This is a genomic window from Neobacillus sp. Soil_C_43 (assembly GCF_057656715.1).
The window spans coordinates 23,849-46,241 of record NZ_JBDGJV010000008.1 but is presented as its reverse complement, the minus strand read 5'-3'; the positions used below and the strand labels follow the sequence as shown (position 1 = coordinate 46,241).

The following is a 22,393-nucleotide window of genomic DNA, read 5'->3' as shown; positions in this document are numbered from 1 at the left end:
AGCACCTTTCAGGTGCTGCGGTTTTTTTGTGTCATAAAATAAAGGTGTTAGGCATGTGCCTAACACCTGATATTTACCGGTTTCGTACGGTTGAGACGAGCAGGACGCGCATCATTTTGATGAGCGGACGGTAGTTTTTGCCCACCAGTCCAATCATTTCAGCGAACAATTCAATCATAATCAACAGGATGACGATGTAAAAGAAGCCACCCAAGAGTTTAGCTTGAGAAAAAATGATTGCTGAAAGTCCGAAAAATGCTGCCATCGCATAAATCATCAATACCGTCTGACGATGAGTGAAACCTGCACGAAGAAGACAGTGATGTAAATGCGATTTATCTGGTGCAGATAATGGCTTTTTATTTACAATTCGACGAAGAATAGCGAAGAATGTATCAGAAATTGGTACCCCAAGAATAATAATTGGAACGATAAAAGAAATCAATGTTACATTCTTAAAGCCTAGTAATGATAATACGCTAATCATATAACCTAAGAATAAGGCACCTGTATCACCCATAAAGATTTTCGCTGGGTGAAAATTGTAAAGTAAGAATCCTAATGTACTTGCAAGTACAATTGAGGCAACAGCCGTTACATATCCATCTCCCATAATAATAGCCATTCCAGAAATGGTAATGAGTGCAATGGAAGAAACACCTGCAGCAAGGCCATCCAAACCATCAATCAGGTTAATGGCATTAGTAATACCCACGATCCAAATAATGGTCAACGGAATACTTAAATATCCAAATTCAACTTGTCCCCCGAAAGGCAGGTTGATAAATTGAACATGGACACCGCCCCAAATAACAACGAGGCCTGCAGCAGCAATCTGCGCAATAAACTTCACTTTCGCTGAAAGCTCCATAATATCATCTAGTATTCCAGTAACAACAATGATGATACTTCCGATGATAATAGGAGTAGCATATTGTCCTCCTGGGCGAATTATTAACATACCAATAATAAAGCTTAAATAAATGGCTAATCCGCCAAGGCGCGGCATAATTTTCTGATGAACTTTTCTATGATTTGGGCGGTCAGTTGCCCCTATTTTAAATGCAAGTTTCTTAACTAACGGAGTAAGAAGTATGGAACTTATAAAGCAAACTATTAAGGTGATGTATATCATCATGATCCTCCCGATTTTTTTCTTGCCTATTTTTTTAGTTTTATAGGAATTGGGAATAGGCAAAATAGGGATATAAAAGTGATTCTTCCTATTTACTATAATAATAGAGTTAAAAACTCCTGTTGCCCATATGGATTATAACATAAGTGATTTTTAAAGAAAATAGAAATCATTGGTTTATAGCCTTTGTATCAACAATGTTATGAAATTGTTAAAATATTAACAGATTGTCATAAAAAAAATCCACGAATAACCTTCTCCAGTAATGGGGAAGGTCATTCACTTTTCATTCCTCAAGTAAATGGGAGATAATCTTTCTTACTTAATTCCTTTAAATAATCAACTAATGAGTTTCGTAAATCGTCTCTCTCGAGAGCAAATTCGATTGTTGCTTGTAGGAAACCAAATTTATCACCAACATCATACCGGATTCCATCGAAAGCATATGCAAAGACTTTTTCATTCTCTGCCATTTTTCTGAGAGCATCGGTTAACTGAATTTCACCACCATAGCCAACCTCTACATCTTGCAAGTAATTAAATATTTCTGGTGTTAAAATATATCTACCCATGACCGCAAAATTAGATGGGGCATTTTCTCTCGGCTTCTCGACCATATCCTCCACCTCAACAATTTTACTGGATATATCTTTATTGCTCGGTTTGATTACTCCATATTTATGTAAGTCTTCATCTGGCATAATTTTTGTTCCAATGACACTGCAGCCGTATTGTTCGTGAATATCAATTAATTGTTTTAAACAAGGTGTATCACTTTTCACTATGTCATCACCTAATAAAACAGCAAATGGCTCATTTCCAATAAATCTGCTTGCACATTGAACGGCGTGCCCAAGTCCTAATGGTTTCTTCTGCCTTATATAGTGAATGTTGACCATATTAGAAATTTCTTTCACCATTTTCAACATTTCTTGTTTATCTTTTTCCTCTAACTCCATTTCTAACTCAATCGAAAAATCAAAATGATCCTCAATCGCCCGTTTATTTCGGCCGGTCACAATAATGATATCTTCCACACCTGAGGCGACCGCCTCCTCCACAATATATTGGATTGTCGGTTTATCAACAATCGGGAGCATCTCTTTCGGCTGTGCCTTTGTGGCAGGGAGAAACCTCGTCCCCAAGCCCGCTGCGGGAATTACCGCTTTTTTAATCGACATGGTTCACACCTCTTTATTCATGAAAGGATTTTATATTCTGCTCAAAGGCCCGTAGTAATTGATAAAGTGAGATTACACGTTCCCTTATTACTATTTGATTATTTTTCTTTGCTTTTTTAAGGCCTTTTTGAAAAGATTGTTTTTAACATCCTCAAGATTCAGGAGCTTTTTTATACCATCTTTTAACGATTCGGCATTTTTTGCTTCTACCTGCACACCATTGCTTTCTCCAAAAACCACAGATGTATCACTTAATATACCATGAAAATTGAAGAAGTAAAAATACAAAAGTTACAGGATCATTGTAATTGCCACGGACCGATTTGCGAATTTTTAGTGTTCATTTCGACAATATGCGCACGACCCTGCTCCTATGTTATAATATCCCCGATATATCATCATTAGGGGGTTCAGAAGTGCTATTTAATTCCTACATATTTATTCTCGGGTTTTTCCCCGTCGTATTCGCGGGATATTACCTGCTTTTGAATTTGAAAAATAAAAATATCGCGAAAATATTCTTTATCATCGCCAATCTTTATTTTTACAGCTATTGGAACGTCAAGTATTTGCCGATTATCCTTTCATCGATTGCGGTCAATTTCACTCTGGCAACGATTCTGAATAAACTTCAGGGTCTTGCTGTAAAAAGACTGATCCTGACCTTTGGCATACTGTTCAACATCGGCCTCTTGGGCTATTACAAGTATTACGATTTCTTTATGACCAATATCAATGCCGTTTTCAGGACGGATATTTCCCTTCTGAACCTTGCGCTGCCATTGGCAATCAGCTTCTTTACGTTTCAGCAAATTGCTTATTTGGTCGATACCTTCCGTGAAGGAACGAAGGAATATACCTTGCTCGATTATGCCTTTTTCGTAACGTTTTTCCCCCACCTGATAGCCGGCCCGATCGTCCATCACCGGGAAATCATTGACCAGCTTCATGATGGTACAAATTATAAGATCAAATTAAACAATATTACGTCGGGCCTGTATATTTTTTCAATCGGCCTGTTTAAAAAGGTGATCATTGCCGATACATTCGCCGGTTGGGCAAATTCAGGCTATAGCAATATTGGCCACCTGACGCTTTATGATAGCTGGGTTACCACCTTAGCCTATACAATACAGCTGTATTTTGACTTTAGCGGTTATTGCGACATGGCCATAGGTTTAGGTTTATTCTTCAATATCAAGCTGCCGGTTAACTTCGATTCGCCTTATCGGTCGCTTGACATTCAGGAATTCTGGCGCAGATGGCATATGACTTTGGGCCGGTTCTTCACCCATTATCTATATATTCCACTTGGCGGCAGCAGAAAAGGGAATTTAAGGACCTACGTGAATCTGTTTATTATTTTCTTTGTCAGCGGTATCTGGCACGGGGCCGGATGGACCTTTGTCATTTGGGGGATTATGCATGGGGTTGCCAGTGTTATTTATCGTTATTGGAAATCGTTTAATTTAAAACTTCCCAAGTTTGTTGCCTGGTTTGTCACGTTTTTCTTTGTCCATATCGCCTGGGTTTTCTTCCGTTCACCCGATTTGGCAACAGCAAAATTGATGCTCACTAAAATGTTCACCATTCAGGGGTTCCATTTCCCACCGGGATTAACTGCCATGTTTAACGAGCGGCTTGGCACCCATTTCTTACCTGGAATCTATTATTTTGACCTAAAATTGGTGCTGCTTTTCGCATTCATTTTGGGAATCGCCTTGTTTGCGAAAAATTCTATCGAACGCTTGAATACGTTTAAGCCGAACCTGCGCCTTGCTGTGTTTATCAGCTTGATTGCCGTGATTTCCCTGCTGTATCTAAACAGGGTCAGCGAATTTTTATACTTTAAATTTTAAGGAGTTAACAAAATGTCACATAAAAAATTTCTATCTATAGTGGCAATCTTGTCTGCCGCGATTTTTTTGGGAATTGCGGTGATTATGTATATCCTTGACCCGTTATTTTATTTCCGCAAAGCAGAGCTATACCGGCCGCAATATGCGGCGGCTGAACGGTATCAAATGCCGGGTCTATTGAAAAACCAGGATTACGATACGCTTTTTACAGCTACTTCGATGGGGCGTAATTTTCGCGAAAGCTTTGCCGATGAAAAGCTGGGCGCCAAAACGTTCAACGCTTCCCTACCGGCCTCCACAGCCAAAGAACAGTCAATGGTGGCAGAGGCAGCACTACGCGATAAGCCTGGATTGAAACGGGTGATTTGGGAGTTGAATTATTACTCCTTTGCAGGTGAGCCTGATTGGGTTATGGGCCCTCCAAGCGATTTTCCAACCTATATGTACGACCGGACCAAAATCAATGATATTAGATACATGTTTAATTCCTACTCAGTGGAGATTTTTTATAAAAACCTGATGGCGAATCGCGAAGGGAACGAACAATGGCGTGAAGTGGAACCGCTGTATAAATTCGGTCAAGTCGCCCCCATTGAATCGATTGACCATATCCAAGCGTATTTAAATGGAGTGCAGCCCGTCGAATTTCCAGAATATGAGCATTCGTCTGTTCAGCTAATGTCCTTTAAGAAGAATGTGCTGCCGCTCGTCAAGGCGCATCCAGATACAAAATTTACGTTCTTCTATGCGCCATATCCAATTTATAATCATGTTTCTTATTATAAAAAAAATCCAAAATACCTGACAGAAAGGTTGAAATTCAAAAAAGCGGTATTTGAGCTGACGAGGAAATTTCCGAACGTAGAGGTCTACGATTTTCAAGATATGAAGGAAATAACGTATAATATCGAAAATTATCAGGGGGATACGGTTCATTATTACCAATTTATCAATAACTGGATTCTCGATTATTTGGCTAAAAATAAACCCGTCCAATCGGAACAGGAATACGCGGCAAAGCTGCAAAATTTTGAAAAGCAAATCACCCGCTTCGATATCAAGCAATTGAAAAAAGTGAGTACGATTAAAGAGCAATATGTACTTGAAAATCAGCAATAAAAAGAAAGGGGCTGTCGAACTTTGTGTTGGACAGTCCCTTTTTTCTGTATATGAATTGGGCTCCTCATTTATTGTTTCGACCTGACCTTCGCCTACTGGTTGCCGGTACCTTCCTCTGCATTTGCGTCCATGGATCAATGCTGTTCACCTTTATCGGCAAACGAGTGAAAGTGGGATTCTTGAATGAATTGTGAGGCAAAATATGAAATTTGTATGCAAAAACCCTTTTGAACTATTATCCTATTAGTTTTCAAAAGGGTAATTAAATGATATCCATGTTTTAAACAGGCATCGACATGTTTTTTGGCTGGTGTACGCACAAAAGGCCAAGCATCCGGATTGGCCTTTTTTATAAAAAAGTAGAAAGCCTGAAATCAAGCTTAGCAAAGAACATATCCTCTGGGATTTAAAACAGTTCCCTTTCAAGAAATATTTTTCACCTTTTCAACAATTTATACGACTTATATATGCTCTCTGCAAACTTTTGGATGGAGAAATGACTGGAGGTAAATTGGTAAAATCGTTCACCCATTTTGGTGAGTTTATGGTGCATTTTCAGGTCATAAATTTTTTCCAATGCACCAGTAATTGTGTTCACATCGGAATTTTCAAGGACAAACCCATAGGATGAATCCGGAATCATGTCTCGAACCCCACCGACATCCGTTGTGATTACAGGTGTTTTTTCCCTTGCAGATTCAAGTAAAACAAGGGGAAAACTTTCCGTTTTCGAAGTTAAGATCGTAACATCCGCCAGTGTAAACAAAGCGCTGATGTCCTCGCGATATCCAAGAAAACGAACTTGGCTGGCAAGCTCTTTTTGCTCAACTAATCGTTCCATTTCAATTCTAGTGGGACCATCCCCAACAAACAGCAGTTTGGCATCCGGATGGTTTTCAACAAATTTTCCAAATGCCTCAATTGCAAGGTCATGACGTTTAACGGGATCAAATCTAGCTACCATTATTATGACGAAATCCGCTTGAGAAAGTTTCAAGACTTCCTGCGAAAGGGCTGTTTTTTCTTCAGTAAAGTCTATTCCATTAAAAATCGTGGTGATTTTGCTTATATCCACCCCAAATTCCAGCAGCATGTCTTTAAATCGTGAGGAAATGGCAAAAAAATGATCCGGCTTCTTCAAGACAAAAAGATGAAGCCTGGTAAAAAACCGGCCCACTGCTCCTCGGCCCAAGAAATCATTTCTGGGATCGCTGTGGACAGTTGTAAACCAAGTCACATTCGTCATCCACCGGAGCAGATACCCATAAAAATTTGCTCTCGCCCCATGAGTATGGATAATCGCAATATTTTCAGCTTTAATGAACTTGATCAGTTTGGAAAGAATGCCGAAATCGTATCTTGAGCTTTGTTCAAAAGAAACCGTGTGAATTCCGGCAGAAACCGCCTTTTCATAGAACAAGCCCTTCTCAAACAGGCCGAGAATAAATTGGTCGTCTTCCTTCTTTAATTCCTTTAAAAGAGAAAGAATATGGACCATACCGCCTCCTGTTTCATTTCCGGCATTTAGATGCAGAATTTTCATCCCTTTTTCTCCTTATCTTCTGGAAGTAAATTTTACCTTCGTAATCTTTAGCAGAAAATCAGGCAGGGCCATCATACGCCGCCATCGGCTTGGCTGCTTCAACAAACGGTACAGCCATTCGGCATTCATTTTCTGCCAGGCAATCGGGGCTCTTTTTACTTCGCCGGCAATTACATCAAAACTACCTCCAACACCCATGAAAAGCCCCTTTTGAAAAGTATCGATGTTTTGCGAGATCCATTGCTCCTGCCGCGGAAATCCAAGTGCTGCAAAAATAAGGTCCGGTTGTTTGACAGCAATTTCATCGGCGATTTCCGAAGAATCCCAATCAAAGTAGCCATCATGCCAGCCTGCTATATGTAAAAAGGGATAATTTTTTTGGATAGTGTTAATGGCTTTTTCGATTACATCCTTTTTGGCGCCCAAAAAATAGGCGGACCATTTCTTTTCATTACCCATTCTTAATAATTCCATTAATAGATCATAGCCGGCAATTCTCTCCGGCAATGGAGTACCAAGCATCTTTGAGGCAATGACAACACCGATTCCATCGGCGATGACATAATCAGCTTTATTGACAATCGTTGAATAGGCTTCATCTTTCGTGGCCTCCATTACGATTTCCGGATTGGCTGTCACAACAAACGTTTTCTTGTCTTGCCCGATGCGGGCATCCAGTTCCACCAACAGGTTTTCCTTAGTGGTAAAATCAAAATCTACATTTAATATCTTTACTTTATTTTCAGCAGTCATAAGTTTCATCCTCATAGAAATTTGCCATCAATCAGTATTATATGAAAAAGCTCGATTTAAGTTATATTATGTCTATTTGAAGGTCTTTCTAAAAAACAATTATAGGCGATTTACCTGCCTTTGACAAACACTGAACAAGACCCGTTCTTGGATTACCGGGATTGTCCACTGTAAACGCACTTTGTCTTACATAGAATGATAGATTAGGAAAATAAAAGAGCAACAAAAATTAAATGCTTACTCTCAGACATAATAACAAACTTGAGAAAATGCGGGCGAGTAGAATTTACTATAGAACTTCTGGATAATCTATATTAAAATGTATAAAGTTGAGGAAGGATTGCAATTATTGCTTTCATAAATAATCTGCATCATTTGAAGACTTTTGCACAAAAAGGGGAAATGAACAGAAATGCTAGAAAAAATAAAGAAGAACCATGCCATTGAAAATGTATTGCTGCTGTTTATATTAGCGCAGCCGGTTTTAGATTTAATAACTTCATTGGCGATTACTTATTTAAAAACAGAATTTACCGCCGGAATTTTCATCCGGTTTGCGATGATGCTCCTTGGGGTCATCTATATTTTCTTTATCGCTGATTCCGTGAATAAAAAGAAAAGCATCATTTATATCCTGGTGCTCGGCTTATTTTTACTATTGGGACTCATCAATAATTTAATGGTGAAATCGCCTGTCAGCCTTGGTGAGGAAATCAAATTTATCCTAAAAAGCGTGTACTTTGTTATTCTTTTTTACAGCTATCTGATTGTCTTTAAACAACTGCAGTCAAGGCCGTGGTGGGAAAATGCCGTTCAAAAATATATCGTCTATGCCATGACACTTGTAGGGCTGTCGATGCTTGTTGCCGGCCTGACCCATACCGCATTCAATAGTTATAAATACGATAAAGTCGGGCATGTCGGATGGTTTCATGCAGGGAATGAAATTGGTGCGATTATGTCTATTTGTTTCCCTATTGTTGTACTATTCGCAATTAAAAAAACATCCACCATCAAAAAATCCTATTATTGGATACCTACTATTTTGATGATTTACTCTTTAATGGCCATAGGAACAAAAGTAGGCTTTGGATCTGTCTTTATTACATTGGTCATTAGTTTAGCTATGTTACTTGTTGAACTTTTCAGAAAAAAGAACATAAGACAGTATTTAAAGATTAACCTTCTCATTAATTTGATAATTTTTGCAGTCTTTGTCCTATATATTCCTTTTTCACCAATTGCTAAAAATACAGCAATCCATTTAACGTTATTGGAAAACAAAGAAAAACCGACGAGTCCACAGGAGGAGACCCAAGCTCCGGAAAAACAGGAGTTAAGTGACCAACAGATTGAAGACCTTGTCTTGAGCAGCAGGGGGGCTTTTTTAGAACAGCAGAAGCAATATTTTACAGATGCCCCGGTATCTCAAAAAGTTCTTGGAATGGGCTACGCTGGAAACTATAAGGACACTCCAAAAATGGTTGAAATGGATTTTTATGACTTATTTTTCTCTTTTGGGATATTGGGCTTTTTACTCTATTTCATTCCATTTATCCGGCTCGCAATTGAAATGGCAATCAAAGTTCTTCGAAATCTAAAAATCCATTTCACAATTGAAAATGTTTTAGTGGCAAGTGGTATAGTATTAGGTTTGGGTATCGCTTTTTCAGCCGGCCATGTATTTACAGCACCTGCCGTTAGTATATATTTAGCAATTTTAGTCGCGTATTTATATGTAAAAATCGCATAGTGCACTTGATTGGGCTTTTCTTGTATAAGTTTTTTATTTATGAAATAATATTATGGAATAGAGTTCATTGGGGGAGTTATCAGGCAAAATGACAGAAATAAATAGTAATGAAAGTCCATTGAGAGAAGTACAAAAGGTTTTAACATCCATGATGGTAACAATTGATACCATCTGTAAAGAAAATGATATCCCATATTTTTTATCTGATGGAAGTCTTCTTGGATGCATAAGACACGGAGGCTTTATCCCTTGGGATGATGATATTGATATTGGCATGCTTAGGAAAGATTACAACAAATTCATGAAAGTAATTAACACAAATCTTCCAAGCATTTATAAAGTTGAAACCTATAAACTTCACATCCATAGAAAGCATAATTGGTTAAAGATTATGTATTTAGATGACTTTGAATGGGTTGGCAAGGATGGAGACATCCGCAAAGGTACGTCTATTGATATTTTCCCGTTTGACTATGTGCAGGGAGTCGATAACATCAGCCCTGCAGGTAAAATTTTCAATCGGCTTTCCAGATTAATGTATCCAAAAAAAATAAATAATCCTAAAGACTTTATTGCTTCAATGGTGATTCGGGCTAAACTTTATAACTTTTACTGTCCATTTAATAAAGAAACGGACACGATTACTTACGGAATTGAAACTCCTTTTTTTGGGTCTGCCTTTTTTAAGAAGGATGAAATCTTCCCATTAAAAACCGGAACCTTCGAAAATCAGCAGTTTAATATTCCTGGCAATCCTGATCATTTTTTAACAACCGTTTATGGGGATTATATGAAAATCCCTGAAGAAGCGGACAGACAAATTCATATGGCGAATTTAAAAGTTATTGATAAAGATAAGCTACAGTTATAAGTACACACATGATATAACAATAAAACCCCGGGATGAAATTTATTTTCTCCCGGGGTTTTATTTTTGTCCATTTTTCCAAATGATAGAATAATAAATTACTGATAATATCCCCTGATAATCCCCTTTAGCCTGTTAAGGTGAAATTTCCTTTTATCATTCGATATATTTTGCATGGTACGAAAAGACGCTGCTGCTACGGCCCGGAGAAGATAAGGAAAACCATAATGTAGGCGAATGATCTTACCAAAGCCTCCTGCATAGGATAAAGCCCTTTGAAGTGATTGCTCATCGATGGTTTCTTCCTTTAGAGGGTGGTAAACAAATAAATCTTTTCTGAAAAGTCCTTTATACCCCTCTTTCAAACCGCGAAGGACAAAGTCGGTTTCTTCTCCTGCACCATAAATGGTTCCAGATCCTACACCCAAATCTTCATTAAATGTACCGATATCTTTGACCAATTGCTTTTTAAAAAAAAGAGTGAAGGATGGACCAAAAAATCCGTATTTATTATCCAGAATCATATCTGCCTGGGGCGCATTCACCAATGATCCAGTACCTTCAATATTGGAAGTGTTAGTTGATATAAAGTCAATTTCCTCTTTTATTTCAAGGGTTTCTTTTATTTGTTCAAGCACGTTTGATTCGTAAACACAGTCATCATCCGGAAAGGCAATAATATCGCCATCAGCTATTTCCAAACCTCTATTTCTTGCCCTGGATAATCCTTTGGTAGGTGTAGAAATATAGTTAATGGAAAATTTATCTTTAAAATCTTGGAATAAGTCGGCGATAGGATCGTTATTTTGATCGATAACGATTAATTCAAAGTTTTTATATGTCTGCTTTTCCAATGAATGTAATAAATCTATAATTTCATCACGTCTTCCTAACGTGGCCATTATTAAAGAAAATCTCAATCTGTACAGCTCCTTTAAATTAAGAGTCTATGATATGTTAAGTTTGGCTTTGATTTTTCCAATAAAAATAAAAAAGATTTCGTCTTTTGTGAAATAGAGTATCAAAAAATACACAAGCGCGTTTACGGCCATAATAACCAATGCTAATAGCAAAGTATGTGTAAGGAACGCTCGGATAATGAACGTAATTGGAATGAAGACCAGGGAATAATAAAAATACTTTAATTTCCCGGTATCGAAAAGAGTATAATTCACCTTTAGCTTCTTTTTAATGAATATATATTCAAACACGACGAGCAAGGTATTGGCGACAAGTGTTGATGCAACAGCCGTTGTAGGTGTCAAAATCTTAAAATACAAAAGGGAAAGGTTTAGGGCAAGGTTTATAAACCCACACAGGAAAAGGAGTCTTACCAAAATGTTTTCCCTTTTTTTAATATAAATAATTTGATTAGTTAAGATCGATTCAATCCCGCTTGAAACCATATAGATAGAAAAGACAGCAAGAGTGCTTCCGGCAGGAGCAAACTCTTTTCCTCCATAAATCAAAACGACTAAATCGGAGATCAGGAATAATCCAACGGCAGCAGGAAAAAGTGTGACAAAATAAAGTTTCGATATCTTGTTAAGTAATGTTTCATACCCAACTTCATCGTTTATACCAGATAAGTAAGAAAGTCTGGGCAAGGTAGCCTGTATGGCACTTACCAATAGCGTTTTAATAATAACCATTATTTGGAACGTCATCGTGAAATACGCCAAATAGGATTTCCCCACGTATTCACCAATTAAATATCGGTCTAACTGCGTATACAAGATGCTAGCATTTGAAAAAATAACGACTATAAACAAAGGCTTAAGGTGTGGTACAATCGTAAGATTTGAAAAGTCAAATTTAACTTTACTTTTAATATAGAGAAAGCTAATAAAATTATTTAAAAATGTTGATAGTGCAAGTAGAGCAGCAAATTGTTTATAATCTTCAACACCATGTATGAGAGTAAACAATAATGCAACATAAATGAGTCTGACAATTATGGTTTTGATCGCGATAAAGTCATAATTTTCATGTGCTTCATTTAGCCATTCGACATAAAACATATTCGAAATAAAATTAATCCCAAAAATTAACAAGACAGGATATACAAGTTCAGTCCTATATTGGAAGTAACTGAATAATGCAAAAGCAACCATTGCCAGAGAACTAGTAATAAAGTTGATTGTGAAAAGGCTTGTAAATAACTGACTTACCTTTTTGGGTTCATTTTTGACTTTGCTTATTTCACGAATTCCATATTGATAAACGCCGAAAAGTGCGAATATAAAAAAATAATTAAAAATGGTCTCTGCAAAATTAACCGTTCCCATGGAGTCCGCACGGAGCGTACGATAAGCATAGGGACCGACAAGGATTGGAAGAATGATATTAAAGGTATTAAGAATAATTTTATAAAAGATATTAAATGTAATTGATTTTTGCATTTTAAATCCCATCTATATTTTTGTCATTTAGTTTACGTCCAAAATCCATTATTTCAATCAAAGGAAATCAATAATTCCTAATGAATTTTTTTAACACACATATTTCATTTTTTTCATTAATACACTTCCCTCACTAACTTAAACCTATTCAATTACTTCAATTGGCCTTTGAAAAAGCTTGTCGAAAAAGTGAAGATATTTTCAGCCATCCTATTATTTCATACCTGTAATAAATAAACAAGTTCCGTAAATAATAAGTTTTACGGTATAAATTGTTTACAATTTATTGTCTGAACACCTAGTTAATGAGCCCTAATTTTTCATTGTTGTGTCTATTTTCTTGACTTATTATCGATTACTCATTTTAAATAGGAATGGGAGCTAAATCTATTCAAAATTGTATAGGAAAACAAGTTATGAAAGTGTGGTATGCAAATGGTTTTAGATAGGGTGAAAAACATACTAAAAAGAAATAAAGATTTATATAAATTAGCTTTTGAAGTTTATGTGAAAATAAAGGATTTCACGGATCGAGCGGTATATTTATTATTTTTTCATCTGTTTAAATTTTTCCCGATAAGTTCAAACAAAATAGTCTTCTCTAGCTATTATGGTAATGGTTATGGTGATAACTCTAAGTATATAGCTGAAGAAATAATTAATTCGGAAGCTAATTATGAAATGGTTTGGTTGTTAAAAAAGGGTTTGATACATAATAGTGATTTGCCCCCAGAAATAAGAGCAGTACAATATGGTTCCATTAGGGCAATATATGAAATGGTCACTGCAAAAATTTGGATTGATAACTGCAGAAAGTCTTCATTTATACGTAAAAGGGACGGGCAGTTCTATATACAAACATGGCATGGTGGAATCTCGATGAAACAGATTGAGAAAGATGCAGAAGCAAATCTCAATATTAGTTATATAGAGAATGCTAAAAATGATTCAAGAATGGCTAATCTTTTTATATCTAATAGTAAATTTTGTACGAATATGTATCGTTCTGCTTTTTGGTATAACGGTGAGATATTGGAATGCGGATCTCCTAGATGTGATATCCTAATGAATAAGAAGGATACTATTAATGATAAGGTTAGAAACTATTTTGGTATCAATAGTAGTAAACATATCCTTTTATATGCACCCACTTTTCGGACAGATTCAAATACAAATGTTTATGATATAGATTATGATGGATTAATTAAGGTTTTGGAAAAAAGGTTTGGCGGATCATGGATTGTTTTAGTAAGGCTACACCCTAATGTAGCATATAAAGAAAACTTTATTGAGTATTCTTCTACAATTATAAATGCAACTGACTATAACGATATGTATGAATTATTAGCTACAAGTGATATATTAATCACAGATTATTCAAGTACTATGTTTGAGTTTTCATTTACCAATAAACCGGTTCTATTATATGCCGCAGATATAGAGACTTATATTAAAGACAGAAGTTTTTACTTTGATATTCATTCTTTACCATATCCATTAGCACAGAATAATCAACAATTATTAAGTATCTTGGAACAATTTGATGAGGTCAAATATACAACTGAGCTTAGAAAGTTTCTCTCTAGCCTTGAACTTGTTGAACAAGGGACTGCTTCTAAAGAAGTTGCTGAAATCATAGGGAGTGTAATCAATAGTAAGAACGGGTAAATGTATTGTTTTTTTGAGTGCAATTAAGCACAACATATAAAGGAAATATCCTATTTGACCCAAAATGAACTTGGACAATAGGAGTGATTTGTTTTATAATGCTTATGTCTTTAGGTGCCCGGCATCACACTACGAAAAAAAAATAAAAATTACGCTCAAGGATTATTTCATTGCGTTTTGTGCCTTGAACGAAGCGAAAGGAATTACTTCAAATATGAAGAAAGTAATAACATATGGAACTTTTGATTTGTTGCATTATGGACATATAAATTTATTAAAAAGGGCAAAAGAATTAGGTGACTATTTGATAGTTGCATTATCCACAAATGAGTTTAATGAAGTAAAAGGAAAAAAGTGCTATTTTTCCTTTGATGAAAGAAAGAAACTTCTTGAATCAATCCGTTATGTTGATTTGGTCATACCGGAAAATAATTGGGAACAAAAAGTTCAAGATATAGAAGAGTTTAAGGTTGATATCTTTGTTATGGGAGATGATTGGAAAAATAAGTTCGATTATCTTAAGGATAATTGTGACGTGGTCTATTTAGATAGAACACCTGAAATCTCCACGACTAAGATTAAACATGAATTAGGGTTAAGGTAAAATAATCTTGTATTTTGCATCAAAAAATCTAAACATAGAAAGAGAGGCTGTAGTTTCAGCCTCTCTTTCTTATGTTTGACACTCATATGTTTAGTTTATCGGCTTTGATCCTGCCCATGTTCCGTTAGGATTAAAATAATGAACTTCCTTACCGATGGTTAGATAGGCGCCATGAACCATTAATCCATTGTTAGTAAAATAGTACCAAGCATTCTTATATTTTAACCAGCCACGCAGTTCAGCACCATTGGTATTATAGTAACGATAGTCATAAGCAGTACCCGCTTGTTTTACCCAACCAGTTACCATGGCTCCGCTCTTATCAAAGTAATAATACGTGTTGCCAATAAGGTTTCTTCCGACTACAGAGTCACCGTTATTGTTGAAATAATACCATTTGCCTCCATATAAAAACCATGTCTTATTGTATAATGCCCCACTGCTTTTAGCATAATGCCAATAAGTACCGTCATAAGCCCAGCCATTTGCTTTCATCGCTCCACTACGATCAAAATAATAGAGCGTGCTCCCAACCATGTGGACACCTGTTGCCATTTGACCATATGAGTTTACATTTGGATTTAAATAATACCAGATTCCTTTTTGATAAAGCCAACCCGTTTTCAAGTTACCTTTGCTCTCTGCATAATACCAATGGTACCCATCATATGCCCAGCCAGTTCTCATGACTCCAGATTGATCAAAGTAATAATAGACATTATTGATTTTTTGAACCCCTGTAACCTTCATACCTTCTGAGTCAGCGTAATACCACTGTTTACCATCTTGGATCCATTTATTAGTGGCTAACACACCACTCTCAAGGTCAAAGTAATATTTTACATCATCAATTTCATACCAACCGGTTGCCATATTACCATCTTCATCATAATAATAAAGGTTTCCTTCATCATCTGTCGTCCAGCCATATTCCAATCCGGGGTCGTAATTCCCATCATAATTCACGTCAACACCATTAGCTTGCATTTCTTCAATTACCTGCATAGCTGCAGAACCCTCAGTAAGGTCAAGATTAGGCATATCTGTTAACATGATAAATGACAGACTTGCTAAATCCAGTAAAGGGCTAAGGTCAGATGCTGGATTAGAAGAAATATATAAGTAAGACAAATTAGAAAGGCCTCTTAACGGCTGTAGGTTCGTAATATTATTAGATTCCAAATCCAAACTTTCCAAGGATTTCAAATTCGATAATGGAGAAATATCTACAATACTATTCTCCCATAGTGTCAAATCAGTCAAATTCACTAGACTGCTTAATGGGGTAATATCAGTAATATTATTATTTGTTAAATCTATATATTGTAGGTTTGTAAGACCACTAAGAGATGTGAGGTTGCTGAAGTTGCTTTCAGATAGTCCTAGCCCTAGTAAATGTGTTAGTCCGCTTAACCCAGACACATCGCTAATATCATTTCCTGAAAAATCGACATACTGTAATGATTGTAGTCCATTTAGAGTGCTAAGTGTGCTGTTTTCAAACAGGATATTTGCTAAACCTAGAAACTCTAATTTTGGTAGGTTATTTAAAACAGACAGATTACTAATATTATTACCGGAAAGCTCTAAAAATTGTAACATAGATAATCCATTAAGAGCGGCTAGACTACTGTTTCCCAATTGGTTATTATCTAAACTTACATACTCTAATTTTGTTAGTTTACTTAATTTAGATAGATTACTAATATTATTATCAGAAAGATACAAATAAGTTAAGTTTTCAGCATATTCTATCCCTGTTAAATCAGTAATATTTAAACCCGCTGCTTCTAAATCAGTAAGATTGGCTAGTTTGCCCACTGTAATGGAATCGGTAGCATTCAACCCTAATGCTTCGCGTACGGCCTTTGCCAAATTGGCATCAGTAAACTTAACTACATCACTTGCCCCCTGTGTAATCGCACTAGGAGATGCCCCCTGCTGTACCGTTTTTTGCGTTTGAACGTTTGACTTTGATTCAAGCCATTCATTTAATACATTTTGTTTTATTGATTGTTTTGACCACTTAACACTTGGAACTCCGGCTGTCTTGTTTGATAAGTGCGAGCCAGTAAGCCCTGCAGCCTTCGTATTCAATGGTGCCATTAATGATAGCGTCAAAGCAGAAACTATTATTACTTTACTTATTTTTCTCATCTCTATTGAACCCCCTACTATAATAGATTCATTATATATCAAACAATTTCCTAATTATAGTATAATTATGTATATATTAGGAAAAATAGTATAGTCAAAAGTAGTTGTCTGAACACAAAAAAGCGAAACCAAATGATAACTTTGGTTTCGCTTTTTCTTATAAATCCTTGTTATTCAATCCAAGCGCCGTCGCTGCCGATGCGATATCCATCAATGATTGTATTTTTCGCCATATCGCCATCTGAGTTAAGATAATACCAATGGCTTCCATAATAAACCCAACCAGTTACCATCGCACCACTTGAAGCTAAATAGTACCAGTCATTTTTCCATAATAACCAACCGGTTTTCATTATCCCGTTTGATTCTAAGTAGTACCAAGTGCCGCCATCTTTAATCCAGCCTTTTTGCATTACACCATTCTTATAGAAATACCAATTTCTTGCAGACAATACCCAGCCGTTGTTGTTGTTACTGATTCGTTTTGAACCGATATAGGTTCTAGAATAATATGATTCTGCTAAAGAACTAATTCTGACACCACTGGATGCTGCATGGACAAATTTATTATCGCCTAGGTAGATTCCAACGTGTGAAGCTCCAGCCTTATATGTACTAAAGAAAACTAGATCGCCTTCAACTAAATTGCTTTTTGAAACCGCTTGCCCTTTTGTATATTGCTCAGAAGCTGTACGTGGTATTGAAACACCTGCTTGCTTGTATGAATAACTTGTAAATCCAGAACAATCAAAGCCACTTGGTGTTGTTCCTCCCCAAACATATGGAACTCCAATATAATCAAGAGCAATATCCGTAACCTTATCTCCAAATGATGCTGCTTCTGTTTTATGTCCACCGATTAATCCGCTCAAGAGTAAAGAACATGATAGTAGACCACTGACTATTAACTTCTTCATGATAACCTCCGTGTTTCTTTTTCTCTCTCTATTTATGTTAAACCTATTATCTCATAAAAGTTACTAGTTTTAATTTACAGTTATTTTTTAATATTATTACAGGAATGTTTCAAAAACTGACCAAATTCGACTATTTTGTTGGATTTTTCTGAAAAATGGTAAAAGTACAGGTATTTAGTCATGCTTACTTTGTGACATTCACCCTATTGTTAATCATCTTTTGCCCAAGAGGGAATCGAAGTTTGTCATATTTTCTTAATATAGTTCAGGCATTTTCTTCTGATTTTCGCGGAGATGTAACAGAATTTCTGACTTTGCTCGCAGTTTTATTTTATTAAAATAGAAAAAGGAACCACCTAAAGGTGATTCCTCCCTGTTTATAGCATGGCACCGTCTTTTCCTAGACGATATCCGCTAATGGTTGTGTTTGCAGCCATATGGCCATCTTTGTAAAGGTAGTACCATTTGCCACCGAGCTTAATCCAACCTGTTTGCATCGCACCACTATTATTTAAGTAATACCACTTACCGCCAGTGTAGAGCCAGCCGGTTTTCATGTCGCCATTTTTAAGGTCTAGGTAATACCATTTCCCGCCTGAATACAACCAACCTGTTTTCATATCGCCGGCTGGGTTGAGATAATACCATTTGCCGTTAATCCACTGCCACCCAGTTAACATGACACCAGATTTGTTTAGATAGTACCATTTGTTTTTGTCGAGGGTCCAACCTGTCTTTAATGTCCAATCATTGTTAAAATAGTACCACTTACCACCCCAAGTTTTCCAACCCGTATTTGCTGTAAATATAGAAAACTCATTTGCAATTTGAGCAATTTTACTTGCCCATGCTTCATCTGTTGAGTATTGATGTAAATTACTGTTAAACCTCATGTTATCAAGGGTTGGCTGTTGATATGGATACAATGAATCTGCCATAAACTTATCCCTGTTGATGTACGTTTGATTGATAAAGATTGCTCCGTTTACAATTCCTTCGCTTTTTGAGGCATAATCATAGGCATCATCAAGAGGCTCAATATCATTGGCATTGATTCCATAGTAATTTTTCTTACTTTTAACAATTGTTGAATCTCCCCAACTTGTCTCAAGGCCGGAATGCGCCAAAAGATAAATAGCATTTACGTTCGTCTTGTTTTGTGCCTCTACATACGCAGAACCCATTCCTGTCATGAACGTATTTCCCCAGTTTGTTTTATAGTTAACAAACTGGTTAAGCTGATTAGCTGTTACTTTTGCTTTGGTATTTAAAGGGGTAAAGATTGATATCGAATTAGTGACTGTTCCTTCCTTTCCAAATTCATAGGGGATAACATTACTACCACCATTAATGGACGGATACTGTTCATTTTCAAGATACCAATTATAAATCCAGCCTTCCTGTAAACCATCAGTCGTTTGGACCCTGTAAAACTTTGAATCAGGAGTCATCTCAAGTACAAATACTTTTTTATTAGATGAAATAGTGTCTATAACCGGCTTTGATAAATTAGGCTCGTTCCTCATATTTCTTTCTTTTTTTACTAACCATAATTGATCTTTAATATCGCTTTTTAAGTAGGCACGATGCACCCAGCCTATCCTTCCATCGCCCATGCTAATTTGTGCTGCGTAATTCTTTTCGTTTAGGATTGTCACCTTATCATTAAAGGACAACTCTGCATATCTCTTGTAGTTAGGATCTAAATGAATCTTATTTTCCGAGAGATCTGCAAAGCTTTGGTAGACTGGTAATTTATTTGAGATTACCCTCATTTCTGATTGCGCTCCAGCTGCCATTGCCTTACTATGAAAAATCCCCAATAACACAAGAACAACTAAGAAACTTCGAAATACTACTTTTTTCAATTCCTTTCTCCTCTCAATCTATTTATCTATCTTTAAGGGTAACATATTTTCCAACTGTTTCCACCCTAATTCGACAAACATCTTGTAATTTCTTCATGAAATGTTCATACTCTTTTTACCATCCGTTGGGATTTTTTTATTAAAATGAAATTGGAGTTGGATAAATTATGAAGGGAAGTGCTCTATGGCTTTTAAACCGCGCATGGAACGGCAGGAATTAATTATTTTAAGGTGCTTAAATGCTAGAATGGAGTTACCAGATGTCGATAAGAGGAACTTTTATAATCTAAAAAAAGGATACGAAGGGGAAGTGATGTTTGATTCATTGATCGAAAAAATTCAGAGTAATTGTTATGTATTAAATGACTTATTGTTGGAGGTTAATAATAATAAGTTTCAAATTGATACGTTGATTATTAAAGATACCCTGCACGTTTTTGATGTTAAAAATAATGAAGGTGATTATTATTATGAAAATGGTGAGTTTTACTCAAAGAAGAATGATACGAAAATCACCACCAACCCACTCGATCAGCTAAAACGCTGTGACTCTCTCTTTCACCAGTTACTGCAAAAACATGGCTTCAGAATACCAGTAGAATCCAATGTTGTCTTTATTAACCCCGAATTCACGCTTTACCAAGCACCAAAAAATAAACCCCTGATATATCCTACTCAGATTAATTCACTAATGAAAAAGTTAAATACAACTACAAGAAATCTAACTGGAAAAGACAAACAGTTGGCCGAATTATTAGTTTCATTGCATTTTGTGGAATCCCCTTATCCCCGATTGCTTCATTATGAATATGGTCAGCAACGTAAAGGGTTTATTTGTTGTTTATGCCAGTCGTTTAGTGTTTGTGTGGATCACAAAATGCTAGTCTGTAATGATTGTGGCCACCAAGAAACGGTTGATGCTGCAGTAGTACGTAGTGTGGAAGAACTAAAGTTGTTGTTTCCTGATCGAAAGATTACTACTAGTGCGGTAATGGAGTGGTGCGGTGGAGTTTTGTCGGATAATACCATTAGACGAATATTAAATAAATACTATAAGGCAAACGGGTTTGGAAGATGGCTTTTTTATGAATAATGTGGGAATCGCTTGCTAATTAGATTTTTTCGTAGGTAAGCAGAAGTAGGTGTTCTCTACTTCTGCTTTTTTTAGGGGAAAGTAGATGTAGCTTCCTTCTACTTCTATTTTCGCAGTTTCTTTTTAGGAAAAAATAGACGTAGACCCCTTCTACTTCTATTTTTGCAGTTTCTTTTTGGGAAAAAGTAGACGTAGACCCCTTCTACTTCTATTTTTGCAGCTTCTTTTTAGGAAAAAGTAAACGTAGACCCCTTCTACTTCTATTTTTGCAGCTTCTTTTTAGGAAAAAGTAAATGTAGACCCCTTCTACTTCTATTTTTGCAGCTTCCTTTTAGGAAAAAGTAGATGTAGACCCCTTCTACTTTTACTTTTGCAGTTTCTTTCCAGGAAAAATAGACGTAGACCCCTTCTACTTCTATTTTTCCTCCTTCTTTCCAGGATTAAATAGACGTAGACCCCTTCTACTTCTATTTTTGCAGTTTCTTTTTAGGAAAAAGTTGACGTAGACCCCTTCTACTTCTACTTTTGCAGTTTCTTTTTAGGAAAAAGTAGACGTAAACCCCTTCTACTTCTACTTTTGCAGCTTCTTTTTAGGAAAAAGTTGACGTAGACCCCTTCTACTTCTATTTTCCCTCCATCTTTCCAGGAAAAAGCAGACGTAGCTCCCTTCTATTTCTACTTTTCCATCTTCTTTCTAGAGAAAAGTAGTCGTAGAACTTTTCATTTAACAAAAAAACGGACACTCTAGTCAAAGTGCCCGCCCGCTTGCTCACGTTCTATCTATTTCTCAATCACCAATCGCTTCTTTACTTTTTCAAGGTCTTCGAGTGAATCGATTTCATAGCTGTCGTCTGGGTGAATCTCCTGTAGATACACGTTTAGGTCGCGAATGTTATCCTTAACAATGTCATCCCAGTAAAGGTCCTTGAAATTCCCGCCAGCGACCGCTTCCTCCAGCTTCTTAACGATATAACGGCCATCTTCCTCTGACCAATACGAGATACCGCATAAAATGTAATCATGTTCGCCGTCGCCAACTTCAATGTCATAGACCTTGAAATTGTCATCGAAGCGAATCATCCACTCCGCTTTAAACTCTGGCTTTCGTGAACTAAAGTACATCGACTTCTTCGGATCACGCAAAAGGAAGTTATTTTTCAAAAAGACATCGGCGTCAATCACGTACGAGCCTGGAAGATATCCCCTAACTAAATACATAGTGTAAATGTTGTTATACACATCGTATTTATCATTATGAACAAGCGTAACGCCATACTTTTCTTTTAAGTACTCGAACTTTTCCTTCAAATATCCTGTAACTACGATGATTTCCTCCACACCGACTTCTTGAAGGAATTCCACCTGCTGCTCGAGCATCGGTTTCCCGTTAACTTCAACCAAGGACTTCGGTGTAGTTAGTGTTAATGGTCGTAATCTTGTGCCCATTCCTGCTGCTAAAAGTATAGCTCTCAT

18 protein-coding genes are annotated in these 22,393 nt (G+C 36.5%); 7 read left to right on the top strand and 11 right to left on the bottom strand.

Features of this window, described 5'->3' with window-relative positions:
- Positions 1-73 precede the first annotated feature (73 nt).
- From AC3A54_RS12320 to AC3A54_RS12310, 3 genes are all read right to left on the bottom strand, one after another.
- Positions 74-1,135: a glycosyltransferase family 4 protein gene (locus AC3A54_RS12320; RefSeq protein WP_335544154.1), complete on the bottom strand. Its 1,062-nt coding sequence runs from the start codon at positions 1,133-1,135 to the stop codon at positions 74-76.
- Positions 1,136-1,428: 293 nt separating this feature from the next.
- Positions 1,429-2,316: a UTP--glucose-1-phosphate uridylyltransferase GalU gene (gene galU / locus AC3A54_RS12315; protein WP_335544120.1), complete on the bottom strand. Its 888-nt coding sequence runs from the start codon at positions 2,314-2,316 to the stop codon at positions 1,429-1,431.
- A gap of 90 nt (positions 2,317-2,406) precedes the next feature.
- Positions 2,407-2,556: a hypothetical protein gene (locus tag AC3A54_RS12310; RefSeq protein ID WP_487654672.1), complete on the bottom strand. Its 150-nt coding sequence runs from the start codon at positions 2,554-2,556 to the stop codon at positions 2,407-2,409.
- A 176-nt stretch (positions 2,557-2,732) separates the two neighbouring features.
- On the opposite strand from AC3A54_RS12310, the gene AC3A54_RS12305 reads away from it, so the two are divergent.
- Together AC3A54_RS12305 and AC3A54_RS12300 are read left to right on the top strand one after the other, a co-directional pair.
- Entirely contained in the window at positions 2,733-4,175 is a 1,443-nt protein-coding gene (locus tag AC3A54_RS12305) for an MBOAT family O-acyltransferase (protein ID WP_487654671.1), read from the top strand.
- 12 nt (positions 4,176-4,187) lie between these two features.
- Complete coding sequence (locus AC3A54_RS12300; protein ID WP_335544118.1) at positions 4,188-5,294, top strand: hypothetical protein; 1,107 nt, start codon at positions 4,188-4,190, stop codon at positions 5,292-5,294.
- 436 nt (positions 5,295-5,730) lie between these two features.
- Here the strand turns inward: AC3A54_RS12300 and AC3A54_RS12295 are convergent, their stop codons facing one another.
- Positions 5,731-6,837: a glycosyltransferase gene (locus AC3A54_RS12295; protein ID WP_487654670.1), complete on the bottom strand. Its 1,107-nt coding sequence runs from the start codon at positions 6,835-6,837 to the stop codon at positions 5,731-5,733.
- Positions 6,838-6,849: 12 nt separating this feature from the next.
- Positions 6,850-7,590, bottom strand: coding sequence for a WecB/TagA/CpsF family glycosyltransferase (locus AC3A54_RS12290; RefSeq protein ID WP_487654669.1), 741 nt, complete (start codon positions 7,588-7,590; stop codon positions 6,850-6,852).
- Positions 7,591-8,002: 412 nt separating this feature from the next.
- On the opposite strand from AC3A54_RS12290, the gene AC3A54_RS12285 reads away from it, so the two are divergent.
- Together AC3A54_RS12285 and AC3A54_RS12280 are read left to right on the top strand one after the other, a co-directional pair.
- Positions 8,003-9,343, top strand: a complete 1,341-nt coding sequence (locus tag AC3A54_RS12285; RefSeq protein ID WP_487654668.1) for an O-antigen ligase family protein — start codon at positions 8,003-8,005, stop codon at positions 9,341-9,343.
- 88 nt (positions 9,344-9,431) lie between these two features.
- Positions 9,432-10,214: a LicD family protein gene (locus AC3A54_RS12280; protein ID WP_487654667.1), complete on the top strand. Its 783-nt coding sequence runs from the start codon at positions 9,432-9,434 to the stop codon at positions 10,212-10,214.
- Positions 10,215-10,309: 95 nt separating this feature from the next.
- Here the strand turns inward: AC3A54_RS12280 and AC3A54_RS12275 are convergent, their stop codons facing one another.
- Entirely contained in the window at positions 10,310-11,131 is an 822-nt protein-coding gene (locus AC3A54_RS12275; protein WP_487654666.1) for a glycosyltransferase family 2 protein, read from the bottom strand.
- A 27-nt stretch (positions 11,132-11,158) separates the two neighbouring features.
- On the bottom strand, positions 11,159-12,613 hold the full coding sequence (locus tag AC3A54_RS12270; protein WP_487654665.1) for an oligosaccharide flippase family protein: 1,455 nt from the start codon (positions 12,611-12,613) through the stop codon (positions 11,159-11,161).
- A gap of 435 nt (positions 12,614-13,048) precedes the next feature.
- On the opposite strand from AC3A54_RS12270, the gene AC3A54_RS12265 reads away from it, so the two are divergent.
- Together AC3A54_RS12265 and tagD are read left to right on the top strand one after the other, a co-directional pair.
- Complete coding sequence (locus AC3A54_RS12265; RefSeq protein ID WP_487654664.1) at positions 13,049-14,281, top strand: CDP-glycerol glycerophosphotransferase family protein; 1,233 nt, start codon at positions 13,049-13,051, stop codon at positions 14,279-14,281.
- Positions 14,282-14,495: 214 nt separating this feature from the next.
- Positions 14,496-14,885, top strand: a complete 390-nt coding sequence (gene tagD / locus AC3A54_RS12260) for a glycerol-3-phosphate cytidylyltransferase (RefSeq protein WP_487654663.1) — start codon at positions 14,496-14,498, stop codon at positions 14,883-14,885.
- A 90-nt stretch (positions 14,886-14,975) separates the two neighbouring features.
- Here tagD and AC3A54_RS12255 read toward each other — a convergent pair whose 3' ends face one another.
- The 3 genes from AC3A54_RS12255 to AC3A54_RS12245 form a co-directional block, all read right to left on the bottom strand.
- A complete protein-coding gene (locus tag AC3A54_RS12255) occupies positions 14,976-17,042 on the bottom strand; it encodes a leucine-rich repeat domain-containing protein (RefSeq protein ID WP_487654662.1) in 2,067 nt (688 codons plus the stop codon).
- Between the two features lie 170 nt (positions 17,043-17,212).
- Positions 17,213-17,959, bottom strand: a complete 747-nt coding sequence (locus tag AC3A54_RS12250) for an NlpC/P60 family protein (RefSeq protein WP_487654661.1) — start codon at positions 17,957-17,959, stop codon at positions 17,213-17,215.
- A gap of 377 nt (positions 17,960-18,336) precedes the next feature.
- A complete protein-coding gene (locus tag AC3A54_RS12245) occupies positions 18,337-19,827 on the bottom strand; it encodes an SH3 domain-containing protein (RefSeq protein WP_487654660.1) in 1,491 nt (496 codons plus the stop codon).
- A 184-nt stretch (positions 19,828-20,011) separates the two neighbouring features.
- Here AC3A54_RS12245 and AC3A54_RS12240 point away from each other — a divergent pair, with 184 nt between their 5' ends.
- The gene (locus AC3A54_RS12240) at positions 20,012-20,920 is read left to right on the top strand and encodes a nuclease-related domain-containing protein (protein WP_487654659.1); all 909 of its coding nucleotides are present in this window, start codon (positions 20,012-20,014) and stop codon (positions 20,918-20,920) included.
- A gap of 780 nt (positions 20,921-21,700) precedes the next feature.
- On the opposite strand, the gene AC3A54_RS12235 is transcribed toward AC3A54_RS12240, so the two are convergent.
- Entirely contained in the window at positions 21,701-22,393 is a 693-nt protein-coding gene (locus tag AC3A54_RS12235) for an NTP transferase domain-containing protein (RefSeq protein ID WP_487654658.1), read from the bottom strand.

Coding starts and splice junctions, on each gene's coding strand:
- AC3A54_RS12320 (WP_335544154.1), bottom strand. CDS start 1,135: ATGATATACATCACCTTAATAGTTTGCTTTATAAGTTCCATACTTCTT.
- galU (WP_335544120.1), bottom strand. CDS start 2,316: ATGTCGATTAAAAAAGCGGTAATTCCCGCAGCGGGCTTGGGGACGAGG.
- AC3A54_RS12300 (WP_335544118.1), top strand. CDS start 4,188: ATGTCACATAAAAAATTTCTATCTATAGTGGCAATCTTGTCTGCCGCG.
- AC3A54_RS12295 (WP_487654670.1), bottom strand. CDS start 6,837: ATGAAAATTCTGCATCTAAATGCCGGAAATGAAACAGGAGGCGGTATG.
- AC3A54_RS12290 (WP_487654669.1), bottom strand. CDS start 7,590: ATGACTGCTGAAAATAAAGTAAAGATATTAAATGTAGATTTTGATTTT.
- AC3A54_RS12285 (WP_487654668.1), top strand. CDS start 8,003: ATGCTAGAAAAAATAAAGAAGAACCATGCCATTGAAAATGTATTGCTG.
- AC3A54_RS12280 (WP_487654667.1), top strand. CDS start 9,432: ATGACAGAAATAAATAGTAATGAAAGTCCATTGAGAGAAGTACAAAAG.
- AC3A54_RS12270 (WP_487654665.1), bottom strand. CDS start 12,613: ATGCAAAAATCAATTACATTTAATATCTTTTATAAAATTATTCTTAAT.
- AC3A54_RS12265 (WP_487654664.1), top strand. CDS start 13,049: ATGGTTTTAGATAGGGTGAAAAACATACTAAAAAGAAATAAAGATTTA.
- tagD (WP_487654663.1), top strand. CDS start 14,496: ATGAAGAAAGTAATAACATATGGAACTTTTGATTTGTTGCATTATGGA.
- AC3A54_RS12255 (WP_487654662.1), bottom strand. CDS start 17,042: ATGAGAAAAATAAGTAAAGTAATAATAGTTTCTGCTTTGACGCTATCA.
- AC3A54_RS12250 (WP_487654661.1), bottom strand. CDS start 17,959: ATGAAGAAGTTAATAGTCAGTGGTCTACTATCATGTTCTTTACTCTTG.
- AC3A54_RS12240 (WP_487654659.1), top strand. CDS start 20,012: ATGGCTTTTAAACCGCGCATGGAACGGCAGGAATTAATTATTTTAAGG.
- AC3A54_RS12235 (WP_487654658.1), bottom strand. CDS start 22,393: ATGAGAGCTATACTTTTAGCAGCAGGAATGGGCACAAGATTACGACCA.